At 63.2% G+C, this 14,838-nt stretch carries 11 protein-coding genes; 9 read left to right on the top strand and 2 right to left on the bottom strand.

Features of this window, described 5'->3' with window-relative positions; genetic code table 11:
* Positions 1 to 236: 236 nt before the first annotated feature.
* Positions 237 to 1,433 carry a M20 aminoacylase family protein gene (locus HV711_RS18855; RefSeq protein ID WP_035484324.1) on the bottom strand — a complete coding sequence of 399 codons (1,197 nt, stop codon included), beginning with the start codon at positions 1,431 to 1,433 and terminating at the stop codon, positions 237 to 239.
* A 179-nt stretch (positions 1,434 to 1,612) separates the two neighbouring features.
* Between HV711_RS18855 and HV711_RS18850 the strand changes: the two genes are divergently transcribed.
* Together HV711_RS18850 and HV711_RS18845 are read left to right on the top strand one after the other, a co-directional pair.
* Positions 1,613 to 3,691: a molybdopterin-containing oxidoreductase family protein gene (locus tag HV711_RS18850; protein WP_035484322.1), complete on the top strand. Its 2,079-nt coding sequence runs from the start codon at positions 1,613 to 1,615 to the stop codon at positions 3,689 to 3,691.
* A gap of 155 nt (positions 3,692 to 3,846) precedes the next feature.
* Positions 3,847 to 5,520, top strand: coding sequence for a long-chain fatty acid--CoA ligase (locus HV711_RS18845; RefSeq protein WP_035484320.1), 1,674 nt, complete (start codon positions 3,847 to 3,849; stop codon positions 5,518 to 5,520).
* 192 nt (positions 5,521 to 5,712) lie between these two features.
* Here the strand turns inward: HV711_RS18845 and HV711_RS18840 are convergent, their stop codons facing one another.
* The gene (locus HV711_RS18840; RefSeq protein WP_013589701.1) at positions 5,713 to 6,888 is read right to left on the bottom strand and encodes a porin; all 1,176 of its coding nucleotides are present in this window, start codon (positions 6,886 to 6,888) and stop codon (positions 5,713 to 5,715) included.
* Positions 6,889 to 7,191: 303 nt separating this feature from the next.
* On the opposite strand from HV711_RS18840, the gene coq7 reads away from it, so the two are divergent.
* The 7 genes from coq7 to HV711_RS18805 all read left to right on the top strand — a co-directional run bounded on the left by coq7 (position 7,192) and on the right by HV711_RS18805 (position 14,834).
* Positions 7,192 to 7,830 carry a 2-polyprenyl-3-methyl-6-methoxy-1,4-benzoquinone monooxygenase gene (gene coq7, locus HV711_RS18835; protein ID WP_013589700.1) on the top strand — a complete coding sequence of 213 codons (639 nt, stop codon included), beginning with the start codon at positions 7,192 to 7,194 and terminating at the stop codon, positions 7,828 to 7,830.
* A gap of 411 nt (positions 7,831 to 8,241) precedes the next feature.
* Entirely contained in the window at positions 8,242 to 8,670 is a 429-nt protein-coding gene (mraZ, locus tag HV711_RS18830; protein WP_013340588.1) for a division/cell wall cluster transcriptional repressor MraZ, read from the top strand.
* 15 nt (positions 8,671 to 8,685) lie between these two features.
* Complete coding sequence (rsmH, locus tag HV711_RS18825) at positions 8,686 to 9,639, top strand: 16S rRNA (cytosine(1402)-N(4))-methyltransferase RsmH (protein ID WP_035484318.1); 954 nt, start codon at positions 8,686 to 8,688, stop codon at positions 9,637 to 9,639.
* Positions 9,636 to 9,992 (top strand): cell division protein FtsL, encoded by a 357-nt coding sequence (gene ftsL / locus HV711_RS18820; RefSeq protein WP_013589698.1) that lies wholly within the window; start codon positions 9,636 to 9,638, stop codon positions 9,990 to 9,992. Before rsmH ends, ftsL begins: the two co-directional genes overlap by 4 nt.
* The gene (locus HV711_RS18815; RefSeq protein ID WP_035484316.1) at positions 9,989 to 11,854 is read left to right on the top strand and encodes a peptidoglycan D,D-transpeptidase FtsI family protein; all 1,866 of its coding nucleotides are present in this window, start codon (positions 9,989 to 9,991) and stop codon (positions 11,852 to 11,854) included. Before ftsL ends, HV711_RS18815 begins: the two co-directional genes overlap by 4 nt.
* Positions 11,851 to 13,410, top strand: coding sequence for a UDP-N-acetylmuramoyl-L-alanyl-D-glutamate--2,6-diaminopimelate ligase (locus tag HV711_RS18810; RefSeq protein ID WP_028362421.1), 1,560 nt, complete (start codon positions 11,851 to 11,853; stop codon positions 13,408 to 13,410). Before HV711_RS18815 ends, HV711_RS18810 begins: the two co-directional genes overlap by 4 nt.
* Positions 13,407 to 14,834 carry a UDP-N-acetylmuramoyl-tripeptide--D-alanyl-D-alanine ligase gene (locus HV711_RS18805; protein WP_035484314.1) on the top strand — a complete coding sequence of 476 codons (1,428 nt, stop codon included), beginning with the start codon at positions 13,407 to 13,409 and terminating at the stop codon, positions 14,832 to 14,834. The genes HV711_RS18810 and HV711_RS18805 overlap by 4 nt, the downstream gene beginning before the upstream one ends.
* Positions 14,835 to 14,838 lie beyond the last annotated feature (4 nt).

The following is a 14,838-nucleotide window of genomic DNA, read 5'->3' as shown; positions in this document are numbered from 1 at the left end:
ACTCCACGCCGATGATAGTGCGGATTACCCGTGTGAAAGTAGGTAATCGTCAGGCTCCCCACCACCGTCAGATACCCCACCCCGCAAAGGTGGGGTTTCTGCGTTTACGGCCCGCGGGAACAGCGTTATGGAAACGGCAGGCCCAGAAGCTACAGAAACGCGGCAACGCAAGCCATGTGCACCCCACCAGCGCGAACGGCCCTGCCGCGGCGTCCTGTCTACATCCACGCGAAATCCTATTTCCCTTCGGCCAGAAACCGCTGCGCAAGTCGCACCCAATACGTCGAACCGATGGGCAGCAACTCATCGTTGAAATCGTAGCTCGCGTTATGCAGCATGCAGGGGCCGGCACCGTGGCCTGCCTCGCGGTGGCCACCGTCGCCGTTGCCGAGGAACGCATAGCACCCGGGCTTCGCCAGCAACATGAACGAGAAGTCTTCGGCACCCATCGTCGGTTCGACTGAATCGTTCACATTCTCCGCCCCCACCACCTCCTTCATGACTGCCGCCGCAAAGCGAGCCTCTTCACTGCTGTTGATCGTGGGCGGGTAGTTTCTGTGGAAGTGGACGTCGACCGTGCAATCGTAAGCGTCCGCCGTGTTTTCGGCGATTTTGCGCATACGCGCTTCGATGAGATCCAGTGTCTCAGTGGTGAAAGTGCGTACGGTGCCCGCGATCCACGCGTCGTCGGGAACGACGTTGACTGCGTCGCCAGCATGGATCTGGGTGATCGAGAGCACGGCCGTATCGAGCGGCTTCTTGTTTCGCGTAATGATGCCCTGCAGCCCGTTAGCGATCTGCACCGCGGTAAATACCGGATCGCGTCCGTTATGCGGCAACGCGGCGTGCGAGCCCACCCCTTTGATATCAATGCGAAATTCGTTGCTCGAGGCCATGATCGGGCCCTCGGTCACCCCGAACTGCCCCGCCGGCATGCCCGGCCAGTTGTGAATGCCGAACACTGCATCGACGGGAAACTTTTCGAAAAGGCCGTCCTCGATCATGGCCTGAGCGCCAGCGCCGCCTTCTTCGGCCGGCTGAAAAATGAAGACGATCGTGCCTTCAAAGTCGCCGTGTTTCGCGAGATGCCGGGCTGCACCGAGGAGCATCGCGGTGTGTCCATCGTGACCGCACGCGTGCATTTTCCCGTCGTTCCGCGACCGATGTTCGAAGCTATTCAGCTCCTGAATCGGCAGCGCATCCATGTCGGCGCGCAGACCGATCGAACGCGTGCCGTTGCCGCGTTTCAGCACCCCAACCACGCCTGTCTTGCCTAATCCGCGATGAGTTTCTACGCCCCACGACTCCAGTGTCTTCGCAACCAGGTCGGCGGTCGCGGTTTCCTCGTAGCGCAGTTCGGGATGAGCGTGGATCGTTCGTCGAAGGTTTCGGATTTCTCCGTGAGCAGCCTGGATTTCGGGAATCAGTTTCATAATGGAGTGCCGATGTGCTTGCGCTTTGACTTGCCTGAAATCGTCCTGGCGATAGGCGCCGGACGCAGTGCTAACGATTCTACGCCGAAGGCTTTTTGGCGGCAGCATGCAGGCAAGCGCCAACGGACGTAATAAAATTCCGCCTTGCGCCCCGCTTACCGTCCCCGAATGGTTACCCAATGAACGCTCCGACCGAATTCGCTCGCGCTGTTTGTCCTCACGATTGCCCCGACACCTGCGCAATGAGGGTCACCATCGAGGGTGGGCGGGCGATCAAGGTCGTCGCTGACCCGGACCATGCTCCGACGCAGGGCGCCTTGTGTACCAAAGTCAGCCGCTACGCGGAACGGGTCCATCATCCGCAACGCCTGACAACCCCCATGAAGCGCATCGGCCGCAAAGGCGAGGGCCGTTTTGAAGCCATTAGCTGGGAAGACGCGTTGGAGTGGGGCGCGAGGCGCCTGTCGGAGATCGCGGGCCGCGCGCCCGAAGCTATCCTGCCCTATAGCTACGCCGGCACGATGGGTCTCGTCCAGGGCGACAGCATTGCGCAACGGTTCTTTCACAAGCTGGGCGCATCGCAACTGGACCGCACGATCTGCGCGGCGGCCGGCGCGGCGGGGTTGAAATACACCTATGGCGCGAGCCTCGGCATGCTCACGGAGTTCTTCGCGGAGAGCGAGGTCATTCTCATCTGGGGCTCGAATCCCATTGCGTCGAATCTCCATTTCTGGACGCGGGCGCAAGAGGCGAAGCGTCGAGGCGCGCGCCTGATTGCGATCGATCCGTATCGTTCGCTGACGGCGGAGAAGTGCCATCAGCATATTGCGCTGAAGCCGGGCACTGACGGCGCGTTGGCACTCGGCATGATGAACGTGCTGATTTCAGAGGACCTGCTCGATCACGCTTACATCGACGCGCATACTGTGGGCTTCGCCGAACTCAAGGCCCGCGCGCTCACGTATTCGTCGGCCCGCGTGGCAGACATTTGCGGCATTGAAGAGCAGGTTGTCATCGGCCTCGCGCGACTTTACGGCAGCACGCGGAAAGCTGCGATTCGCCTGAACTACGGTCTGCAAAGAGTGCGCGGCGGCGGCAACGCGGTCCGCGCGATCGCGTGTCTGCCGTCGCTGACCGGCGCGTGGCGAGAGCGCGCCGGCGGCGCCTTGCTGTCGTCGTCCGGCTGGGCGCCGGTCGATACGCATGCTCTGCAACGTCCCGATCTGATGCCCGGCTGGCCCGAGAAACCGAGCCGCGTCATCAATATGAACGCAATCGGCGACGCACTCCTGCACCCGGGCGACACGCAGTTCGGCCCGAAAATCGAGGCGATCGTCGTGTACAACTCGAATCCGGTCGCCGTCGCGCCCGATTCGGAGCGCGTCGCGGCAGGTTTTGCGCGCGAGGACCTCTTCACCATCGTGCTCGAGCATTTCCAGACGGATACGGCCGATTACGCCGACCTGCTTCTGCCGGCCACGACGCAGCTCGAGCATCTCGACGTGCACAAGTCATACGGCCACACGCACGTCATGGTGAACCTGCCTGCGATTCCGCCGGTCGCCGGTGCTCGTCCGAACACTGAGATTTTTCGCAGCCTCGCGCGCCACATGGCGCTTGACGAGCCAGCACTTTTCGAAAGCGACGAAGCCGTCGCGCGCCGGGCGCTCCGATGGGAGGACAAGACGCTCGAAGGCGTCGACTGGGAGACGCTCAAGCAGACCGGTTGGGCAAAGCTGAATGTGCCGGACGCGCCGTTTGCCGAGGGCGGCTTTCGTACGCCGTCGGGTAAATGCGAGTTTTACAGCAGGCGCCTCGCCGAGCAGGGCCTCGACCCGCTCCCGGATTACCTGCCGCCTTACGAGTCGGCGGAATTCGCACCGGAACTCGCCGCGCGCTATCCGCTCGCGATGATCTCGCCGCCCGCGCGCAACTTCCTGAACAGCACGTTCGTCAACGTGGAGAGTCTGCGCTCGACGGAAGGCGAGCCGCATCTCGACATTCATCCGGCGGACGCCGACGCGCGCGGTATTGCCCACGGCGACACGGTGCGCATTTTCAACGACCGCGGCTCGATGCAGGCGCGCGCCCGCGTCACCGACCGCGCGCGCCAGGGCGTCGTGGTCGGCTTGTCGATCTGGTGGAAAAAGCTCGCGCCCGACGGTCGCAACGCCAATCAGGTCACGAGCCAGGCGCTCACCGATCTCGGCGGATCGGCCACTTTCTACGACTGCCTCGTCGAAGTGGAGCGCGTCTGAGCCGCGCTTCTCGCACTGCGCAAGCCTCGCCAGCAAGGCGTTCGCAGGTTCGAGGCAGCAGTCTAACCCAGCCGTTTTTCGCGGATACCGCGGAGTTGCCCATGCTACGATGCGTTTTTAGCACGACCATTCGAAAATAAAGAAGGAGACGCTGCATGGATAAAATCTGGCTGAAATCTTACCCGCCCGGCGTTCCCGCAGAGATCGACCCGACCCGCTATTCGTCCGTCGCCGAGCTGCTCGAGGAAGCATTCCGCGAACATCGCGACAAGCCGGCCTTCGTGTGCATGGGAAAGGTGATCAGCTACGGCGAACTGGACGCGCTTTCGCGCAAGCTGGCCGCGTGGTTTCAGTCAAAGGGTCTTGCGCGCGGCGCTCGCATCGCGATCATGATGCCCAACGTGCTGCAATATCCGGTCGCGATTGCGGCAATCCTGCGCGCGGGCTATGTGGTCGTGAACGTCAATCCGCTGTACACGCCCCGTGAGCTTGAGCATCAGTTGAAAGACAGCGGCGCGGAAGCAATCATCCTGCTGGAAAACTTTGCTGTCACGCTGCAGGCAATCGTGCGCAATACCGCGGTGAAGCACATCGTGGTCGCCGCTATGGGCGATCTGATGGGCGTAAAAGGCACTGTGGTCGACTTTGTCGTGCGCCGTGTGAAGAAGATGGTGCCGGCCTGGAGCTTGGCCGGTCACGTCAAATTCAACGCGGCAATCGCGGAAGGCGAACGTCAAAGCTTCAGGCCAGTCGAGCAGGGCCCCGACGACGTCGCATTCCTGCAGTACACCGGCGGTACGACGGGAGTGGCCAAGGGCGCCACGTTGCTGCATCGGAACCTGATTGCAAACGTGTTGCAGTCCGAAGTCTGGCTGAATCCGGTGCGCGCAAACCGCACCGACATCGACCAGTTCATCACCGTGGTGGCTTTGCCGCTGTATCACGTGTTCGCGCTGACGGTGTGCGGCCTGCTGACCATTCGCACCGGCGGCCTCGGCGTGCTGATCCCGAATCCGCGCGACATCCCCGGTATGGTCAAAGCGCTGCAAGGCTACGCCATTACGACGATCCCGGCGGTCAACACGCTGTACAACGCGCTCCTGAACAGCCCCGACTTTCACAAGCTCGATTTTTCGAAACTGATTGCGGCCAACGGCGGCGGCATGGCCGTGCAGGAAGCGGTCGCGAAGCGCTGGTTCGAGCACACGGAGACGCCGATCATCGAGGGCTACGGCTTGTCCGAGACCTCGCCGTGCGTGACCTGCAATCCCGTCACGGTGACGGAATATAGCGGGACGATTGGCTTGCCGCTGCCGTCCACCGAAGTCTCCATCCGCGACGACGAGGGCAACGAAATGCCGCTCGGTCAGGCGGGCGAGATCTGCATTCGCGGCCCGCAGGTCATGGCCGGCTATTGGAATCGGCCGGAAGAAACGGCGAAAGTCATGACGCCGGACGGCTTCTTCAAGTCAGGCGACGTCGGCTTCATGAACGAGCATGGTTTTGTGAAGATCGTCGACCGCAAGAAGGACATGATTCTGGTCTCCGGCTTCAACGTGTATCCGAACGAGATCGAGGACGTGGTCGCGAAGCTCCCCGGCGTGTTCGAGGTCGCCGCGGTTGGGGTGCCCGACCAGCATTCCGGCGAAGCGGTGAAGCTGTTTGTCGTGAAAAAGGACGAGGCGCTTACCGACGCCGACATTCTGGCTTATTGCAAACAGCAGCTTACCGGTTACAAACGGCCGAAAATCGTCGAATTCCGCACCGAGCTGCCGAAGAGCAATGTCGGCAAGATCTTGCGCCGCGAGCTGCGCGATGGTCGTGCATGAGCGCTTGTCGCGTTGAGCTTGTCGCGTTGAATTCGTCAACAGGTGACATACCGTAACCCGTCGATATAAGCAGAACGGAAGGGCCCGGCAGACGCCAAGTCAGCCGGGCCTTTTTATTTGCGCAGTCCCTCCACGGACGTAAAAAAAGGCGCCCGAAGGCGCCTTTGAGGCAAACTGCGTTTTTACGACTTATTAGAACTTGTGGCGGATACCGACACGAGCTGCCAGCTGGTTCTGGTTCGACGAGCCCGACAGGCCGTTGATGCCAGCCGTTGCTGCAACCACGGCGCCTGCTGCGTTGACCGTTTCGCCGGTAGCGTGCTGATACACGCCGATCACGTAGACGTCGGTACGCTTGGACAGGAAGTAGTCCACGCCAACTGCGCCTTGGTGGTACTGAGCGCGCGAGTTGCCGTTGATTTCCGTGCCGCGCGTGTAGTCATACGCTGCGCCGACCAGCAATGCCGGGGTCAACTGGTACTTGAAGTTGACTTCTGCGTTGTTGAACGTAGCCGTTTGGCCCTTGAACGGCGATGCGTACGAAGCGCCCAGGTTTGCAAAGCGGATGTTCGAGTACGTCAGACCGACGGTTGCTGCGCCGAACGTGTAAGCACCGCCTGCACCGATAACCTGGTACGTGTTAGCCGATGCGAAACCAGCGTAGACCGGCGAGCTCACTGCTGCGTTCGCAGCCGGCAGCGGCGACTGACCGCCGTTGTTGAACAGGCCACCTTGAGCTGCGGGCGTACGTGCATTCAGGTAACCGACGCCCAAGACCAGCGGACCGTTGTTGTAGCCAGCGCCCAACGACCAGATCTGGTTCGACGAGAAGTTGCCTGCAACACCGCCGAAGCTGTACGTGCCGCCGAACTTCAGGCCGCCGTAATCCGCGCTGGTGTACTTAACCGTGTTGTTCGTACGGTATGCGTTGTTGAAGTTGTCGATGTCGCCCGGGTGAGCAGCGATGTAGCCGCCCCACTGGTCGCCCGCTTCCAGCGGACCGACGTAGTCGACGACGGAGTCGTACTGACGACCCAGCGTGACCGTGCCGAACTGGCTCGACAGACCGACATAAGCTTGACGACCGAACATCAGGCCGCCTTGACCCAGCTTGCCGTTGTTCACGTCAAAGCCGTTTTCCAACACGAACAGCGCCTTCAGACCGCCGCCCAGATCTTCCGTGCCACGCAGGCCGAAACGCGAGCCTTGCATAACGCCGCTGGACAGGTTGTACAGGTGCTTGCCGCCCGAGTTGGTGTTGATGTTGAAGCCTTCGTCAATGATACCGTACAGGGTCACGCTGCTCTGCGCATGTGCGACGCCTGCGAATGCGCCCAGTGCTGCGAGAGCGAGAAGCGACTTTTTCATCGAATGATCTCCAAGGATTACGAATCTTTTCTACAAGGCGAAATATTTATGTAGCGTTGAGGCCTTGCTTGTCCAACTTCGCGAGAAGTTGCACGTAATGTAACAAAAGGGCTACATGGCACAAAGAAAAAGGAGGTCGCCGGGAACGCTCCTGTTTCGTTTACGCAACATGATCTAAAATCGAAATCCTGATGCCTTAGGCGGCTGGATCAGAGCCGCTCGCAGGCCGCTTTTTTCCCCGCAAAGCCTTGCCGCACGGACAACGAAGCGCGGGAAGCCGGTTGTTGAATCAGGGAGTGCCCAATGTTTCTGGACGAGTTGATTACTGAGTTTGATCGGGGTTTACGCTCAATGACCGGCGTTTCGCGAATGAGCCGTCCTTTGCCGGTTCCGCAAGAATCGGCGGCCTCTGCGGAAGTGCCGGAACTGTCCCCGGCCGAGCGCGCGCATTCCGCGGGTCTCATGCGCGTGAATCACGTCGGGGAAGTGTGCGCGCAGGCGCTCTATCAGGCGCAGAAACTGGCGACGAAGTCGCCGTCGCTGCGCAGCGTGTTCAATCGTGCCGCAATCGAGGAAGAAGATCACCTCGCCTGGACGTCCAAGCGCCTCGAGGCGCTGGATTCGCGCCCGAGTCTGCTCAATCCGCTTTGGTACACCGGCGCGCTTGCCATTGGGCTCGCGGCGGGACGCCTCGGCGATCGCGTGAGCCTCGGCTTCATGGCTGAAACGGAGCGGCAGGTCGAACAGCATCTGGATAGTCATATGGACCGCCTGCCCGCCGCCGATCGCGAGTCGCGCGCCATTGTCGAACAAATGCGCGTCGACGAGGCCGAGCACGGAAAAGCGGCCATGGACGCGGGCGGTATCGAGTTGCCGTTCCCGGCGCGCGCCTTGATGCGCGCGATGTCGAAAGTCATGACGCGCACCGCGTACTACCTCTGAGAACCGCCAGCTTTCCGTCATATCGCGCCAAGTGGGACGACGCCGCTCGCGTCGTCCGCACGTCACTGCTGAAACCCCGCCGAACACCTTCCTGATGCCCTTCGCGATCGCTTAGGATCCGCGCCCTTCGCCCGCACTTTTCACGTATCACCTTCACAAGCTTCAGTAGTTCCTTCATTTGTAACGGTTTTCCGTTTTACGTCTGACATGAAGGAGTCGCGCTAAGTCCTTGTTCTAACAAACAAAATTCGCTCAAAAAGCGGCTCTCTCCCTTGACCCGTGTTTAGCGTTCCTCTAAAGTGGGAGACAGTGTGAGAAAGTGTATTTTTGTGTGATCTCACGGGCGGTTTCGGGTAGATTTTTACGAATCGGGCAGCCGGCGCACAGGCGCTGGTCAAGAGGGAGAGCGAAGTGTTCCAAGGGGCGTCGGCGCTGACGCTCGATGCGAAAGGGCGGATGTCTATTCCCTCGCGCTATCGGGATGCGCTGCAAACACAGGCAGAGGGCCGGGTGACGATCACCAAGCACCCGGACGGCTGCCTGTTGCTCTTTCCGCGCCCCGAATGGGAAATCTTCCGCGACAAAGTCGACAAGCTCCCCATGAATGCGGCGTGGTGGAAGCGCATCTTTCTCGGCAATGCAATGGACGTCGATATGGACGGCGCGGGCCGCGTGCTCGTGTCGCCCGAATTGCGCGCGGCCGGCTCGCTGGAAAAAGAAGTGACCTTGCTCGGCATGGGGCGCCACTTCGAAATTTGGGACGCACAGATTTACGCTGCGAAGGAACAGGCGGCGATCGCCGAGGGCATGCCCGAGGCGTTGAAGAACTTCACGTTCTGATCGCGGCTTATATATATGGCATCGGCGATGAGAAACGAATTGCAGCATCGCACGGTGCTGCTGGAAGAAGCGGTAGAGGCGCTCGTCACGCGCGCGGACGGCGTGTATGTGGACGGCACATTCGGGCGCGGCGGTCACAGCCGTCTGGTGTTGGAGAAGCTGAGTGAAGCGGGGCGTCTGATCGCTTTCGACAAGGACCCGCTCGCCATCGCCACGGCGCAGCAGATCGCGGATCCGCGCTTTGGCATCGTGCACGAGAGTTTTGCTTCGCTGCGCACCGCGATTGCGGCGCGCGGCATTGAACGGGTGTCGGGCGTTTTGCTGGATCTGGGCGTGTCGTCGCCGCAAGTCGACGATCCGGAGCGGGGTTTCAGTTTCCGCGCCGACGGCCCGCTCGACATGCGGATGGACCCGACGCGCGGCGAGTCTGCCGCCGACTGGCTGGCGCGGGCCACGGTGCAGGAACTGACGGAGGTGATACGAGATTATGGGGAAGAACGGTTTGCTTTTCAGATTGCAAAGGCGCTTGTTGCTCGCCGGGCAGAGTCCGACCGTCTTGGGCCTCTCGTCAACACGGGCGAGCTTGCCCAAATCGTGGCTAACGTCGTCAAAACCCGTGAGAAGGGCAAGGATCCGGCAACCCGCACCTTTCAGGCTATACGGATTCACATCAATCAAGAGCTTGCGGAGCTGCAAGTCGTTTTAGAAGCAGCGTTAGCGCTGCTGGAGCAAGGGGGGCGGCTGGTGGTCATCAGCTTTCATTCGCTCGAGGACCGGATCGTCAAGCGATTCATGCAGGCGCACGCCAGTGCGCCCGCGGTCGATCGTCGCCTGCCGATTCGCGCCGTCGACCTGCCGAGCCCCCCGCTCAAAATCATCGGCCGCGTATTTGCGAGCGACGCTGAAGTCGCCGCGAACCCGCGCGCCCGTTCTGCCGTGATGCGCGTGGCGGAGCGGATTGCACCATGAATCGCCTCAATATTTTCCTGCTGATGATCGTGATGGGCTGTGCCTTGTCTGTTGTCAACGCCACCAATCAGCAGCGGCAGATCTTCATCCAGTTGCAGCGCGCGCAGTCGCAGGAGCGCCAGCTGCAGCAGGACTATTCGCAGCTTCAATATCAGCAGAGCGCGCTGTCGAAAACGTCGCGCATCGAGCAGATCGCGACCGCGTCGCTCAAAATGCAGGCGGTCAGCACCGGGCGCACCCAGTACCTGACGCTCGACCCCGGTGCCGCGAAGGCCGAAGACGCGCCGATCCCGACTTCCGCGCCGGCCTCGGCGCCGGTTGGCGCAGCGAAACGCAGCGGAGGCGTGCGATGAAAAAATCGTCGGCTCACAAGAGCGTCGCGTTTTCCGCCAACCCGATCCTGTCCGTGCGCCTGCCCATGTGGCGCTCGAAGCTCGTCGTGTTCCTGCTCTTCATGGCGTTCGTCGCGCTGACCGCGCGCGCGTTCTGGATTCAGGGCCCGGGCAACGCGTTCTATCAGAAGCAGGGCGAAATCCGCTATCAGCGGCGCCTCGAACTGCCGGCCACGCGCGGCAAGATTCTCGATCGCAACGGTCTCGTGCTGGCCACGAGTCTGCCCGTGCGCGCCATCTGGGCCATTCCCGAGTCCGTGCCCGACGACCTGGGCGCCGACAAGCTGGACGCGCTCGGCAAGCTGCTCGGCATGACCAACAAGGAACTGCGCGCCAAGCTCTCGGAAGACAAGACCTTCGTCTACGTGAAGCGCCAGGTGCCGGTGGATATTGCCGACAAGGTGAAGGCGCTCGACATCCCCGGCATTTACGCGCGCGACGAATACAAGCGCTTCTATCCGGAAGGCGAAATCACCGCCCACCTGATCGGCTTCACCAACGTCGAGGACGAGGGCCAGGAAGGCGTCGAGCTCGGCGATCAGAAGCTGCTCGCGGGCGTGTCGGGCAGCCGTCGCGTGATCAAGGACCGCATGGGCCACATCATCGAGGACGTGGACGAGCAGGTCGTGCCGCACAACGGTCAGGACGTCGACCTCTCGATCGACAGCAAGATCCAGTACATCGCCTACGCGAACCTGAAGGCAGCCGTCGAGAAATTCAAGGCGAAGGCCGGCGCGGCGATGGTGATCGACGTGCGCACGGGCGAAGTGCTCGCGCTCGTCAATTACCCGACGTACAACCCGAACGACCGTTCTCACCTGACGGGGGACCAGCTGCGCAACCGTATCCTGACCGACACGTTCGAACCCGGCTCGATCATGAAGCCGTTCACCGTGTCGCTCGCGCTCGATCTGCACCGCGTCACGCCGACTACACTGGTTGATACCGGCGGCGGCCGCTTCGTGCTTGACGGTGCGCCGATCACCGACGATAGCGCGTTCGGCGTGCTGACCGTCGGCGGCGTGATCCAGAAGTCGAGCAACATCGGCGCGACGAAGATCGCCATGCAGCTCAAGCCCGAAGAGATGTGGAACATGTACACGAGCATCGGTCTCGGCCAGGCGCCGAAGGTCGGGTTCCCGGGCGCGGCGGCGGGGCGGCTGCGGCCGTGGAAGAGCTGGCGCCGCATCGAGCAGGCGACCATGTCGTACGGCTACGGCCTTTCCGTGTCGCTGTTCCAGTTGGGCCGCGCCTATACCGCCATTGCGCACGACGGCCAGATCATGCCGGTGTCGATTTTCCGCACGCCGGGGGACCAGCCGGCAACCGGCCCGCAAATCTTTTCGCCGAGCACCGCCCGCGAAGTGCGCGCGATGCTCGAAACCGTCGTCTCGCCGGGCGGCACGTCGCCGGATGCGGCAGTGCCGGGTTATCGCGTCGGCGGCAAGAGCGGTACCGCATACAAGCACGGGCCGCACGGCTACGACCACTCGAAGTACCGCGCGTCGTTCGTCGGCATGGCACCTATGCCCAATCCGCGCATCGTGGTCGCGGTGTCCGTTGATGAACCGACGGCGGGCAGTCACTTCGGCGGTCAGGTGTCCGGGCCGGTGTTCTCGGGCATTGTCGGCGACACGCTGCGCTCGCTGAACGTACCGCCGCAAATGCCGGTCAAGCAGATGGTCGTGTCGGACGATTCCGCGTCCGCTGCGCCGTCGGCCACGCCGGCGCCGTCCGCGGCGAAGAAAATTTCGACCAGCGCGAGCGCGAAGAAGATGACGATTTCCGCGAACGCGAAGAGCCACCCGGGAGTCGTTCGATGAGCGCGCTCCGCCAGCACCATCCCGCGCATCAGCAGATTGCCGACGCGTTGCAGTGGCTGCGCGCACGCGTGCAGCCGGGCGCGCATCTGCATGCCGACACGCGTTCGCTCGCAGCCGGCGACGCGTTTTTCGCCTACGCGGTGGAGGGCGCGGACAACCGCCCGTTCATCGACGGCGCGCTAGAACGCGGCGCTGCCGCGGTGCTCGTCCAGCCGGAAGGTTTCGGCGGCGCGATCGACGCATCCACGATGCTCGCGGTGCCGGCGTTGAACGAGCTCGCCGGTTCGATCGCGAGCGCGTGGTACGGCGATCCGAGCGACAGCATGCTCGCGGTCGGCGTCACCGGCACGAACGGCAAGACCTCGTGCAGCCAGTGGATTTCGGCGGCGCTGACTGCGCTCGGCACGCGCTGCGCGATCATCGGCACGCTCGGCACGGGTTTGCCGGGGCAACTCGTGCACACCGGCTTCACGACGCCCGACGCGCCGCAATTGCAGCGCAGTCTTGCGCAGTTGCGCGACGCCGGCGCCAAGGCGGTGGCGATGGAAGTGTCGTCGCACGCGCTGCATCAGGGCCGCGTGAACGGCACGGCGTTCGACATTGCCGTGTTCACGAATCTCACGCAAGACCATCTGGACTACCACCACACGTTCGAGGCCTACGAGGCCGCGAAGGCGCGCCTTTTCGCGTGGCCCGAACTGCGCGTGGCCGTGATTAACCGCGACGACGCGGCGGGCCGCCGTTTGCTCGCGAGCACGCGCGGCCACGCACGCACCATCGCATACGGCCTTGATTCGGCGTCGAAAGGCACGCCGGACAGCACGCCGCAGGCCGACGCGTTGCTGCTCGCGTCGAACGTGCGCGCGACTGCCACGGGCACCGCGTTCCACCTGAGCACGTCCGATTGGGGCGACGCGGATGTCGAAGTGCAAACCCTCGGTGCGTTCAACGTGAGCAATCTGCTCGGCGTACTCGGCGCGCTGCTTGCCGCCGACGTCCCGTTCGACGCCGCGCTCGCCGAGCTGGCCAGGCTCGAGTCGGTGAACGGCCGCATGCAGCGTCTCGGCGGTCGCTTGCAGAACGACGAGCCGCTCGTCGTGATCGACTACGCACACACGCCGGACGCGCTCGAAAAAACCCTCGAAGCATTGCGGCCGATGGCGGCCGCGCGCGGCGGCGAACTCGTCTGCATGTTCGGCTGCGGCGGCGATCGCGACGCGACCAAGCGCCCGCTGATGGGTGCGATTGCCGAGAAGCTGGCGGACGGCGTCGTCGTCACAAGCGACAACCCGCGCAGCGAAGACCCGCAATCGATCATCGAACAGATCGCCGCCGGCATGAAGGACGCGTCGAAGGCGCGCCGCATCGAAGATCGCGCGAGCGCGATCCTCCAGGCGATCCGCGGCGCCGCGCGCGAAGACGTCATTGTGCTGGCCGGCAAGGGGCACGAAGCAACACAGGAAATCATGGGCAAGAAGCGCGCTTTCTCCGACCAGGACCACGCCCGGCTCGCGCTCGCCGCGCGGGCGACGCAGGCACGCGGAGGCGGTGAATGAGCCATCCAGCCAACGTCATGTTCACGCTGCGTGAAGCAGCCGCGCTGATTCCGGGCGCCACCCTAGTCGGCGACGAGAGCGCCGCGTTCGAACGCGTGTCGACCGACAGCCGCAGCGCCGGTCCCGGCGATCTGTTCGTCGCGCTCAAAGGCGACCGTTTCGACGCACACGACTTCCTCGCCGATGTCGCCGCGCGCAACGTGAGCGCTGTGCTCGTCGCACGCGTGCCGGACGGCTGGACGGTGCCCGCCGTGCGGGTCGCCGACACGCGCGCGGGGCTCGGCGCGCTGGCTCGCGGCTGGCGCCGCAAGTTCGGCATGCCGCTCGTCGCCGTGACGGGCAGCAACGGCAAGACGACGGTCAAGGAAATGATCGCGTCGATCTTCGCCGCGGCCGTCGGCGCGGCCGAGCGTCTCGCCACCGCAGGCAACTTCAATAACGACATTGGCTTGCCGCTCACGCTGTTTCGTCTGAATGCCGCGCATCGGCTCGCTGTCGTCGAACTCGGCATGAACCACCCGGGCGAAACGTCGCTGCTCGCGAAGATCGCCGAGCCGACGGTCGCGGTGGTCAACAACGCGCAGCGCGAACACCAGGAATTCATGGCGACGGTCGAAGCCGTCGCGCTCGAACACGCGAGCGTGATTCATGCGCTCAAGCCCGAAGGCGTCGCGGTCTTCCCGGCGAACGACGCTTACGCGAGCATCTGGCGCGTGGCGGCCACGGGAAACCGCATCATCGACTTCGCGCTCAACACGGCGGAACGCGCGACCGAAGCGGCTGTCACCGGCACGTTCGACAGCGGGCTGCTCAGCATCGAAACGCCCCAAGGCGCTTTGCAGGTCTCGCTGCAGGTGCTCGGCGACCACAACGCGCACAACGCGCTCGCCGCGACGTCGGCGGCGCTTGCCGCAGGCGTTTCGCTCGACGCGATCAAGCGCGGCCTCGAATCGTTTGGCGCGGTGAAAGGCCGCTTGCAGGTCAAGCGCGCCGCGCTCGGCACGCTCGCGGGCGCGAAAGTGATCGACGACACCTACAACGCGAATCCGGATTCGATGCGCGCCGCGATCGACGTGCTCGCGTCGCACGCTTCGCCGCGCGTGCTGGTCATGGGCGATATGGGCGAAGTCGGCGACAACGGTCCCGAATTTCACCGCGAAATCGGCGCTTATGCCAAAGAACGCGGTGTCGACGCACTGTACGCAATGGGCGACGCCTCGCGCGACGCCTGCATCGCGTATGGCGCAAGCGCGCATCACGTCGCCGACGTCGGCACGCTGGTCGCGCAATTGCAGCAGGCCGGTTTCGGCGCGGCTGCAACGCTTCTCGTGAAAGGCTCGCGCTTCATGCAAATGGAGCGCGTGGTGGACGCCGTTACGAGTCCACAACCCAACGCAGCGGGCAGCGCGCCCGCCGCACACTGAAATA

This window comes from Paraburkholderia phenoliruptrix (genome assembly GCF_902859825.1).
GTDB classification, from domain to species: domain Bacteria; phylum Pseudomonadota; class Gammaproteobacteria; order Burkholderiales; family Burkholderiaceae; genus Paraburkholderia; species Paraburkholderia phenoliruptrix.
Note: the sequence above shows the minus strand (reverse complement) of the source record. Positions and strands in the feature narration are given on the sequence as shown.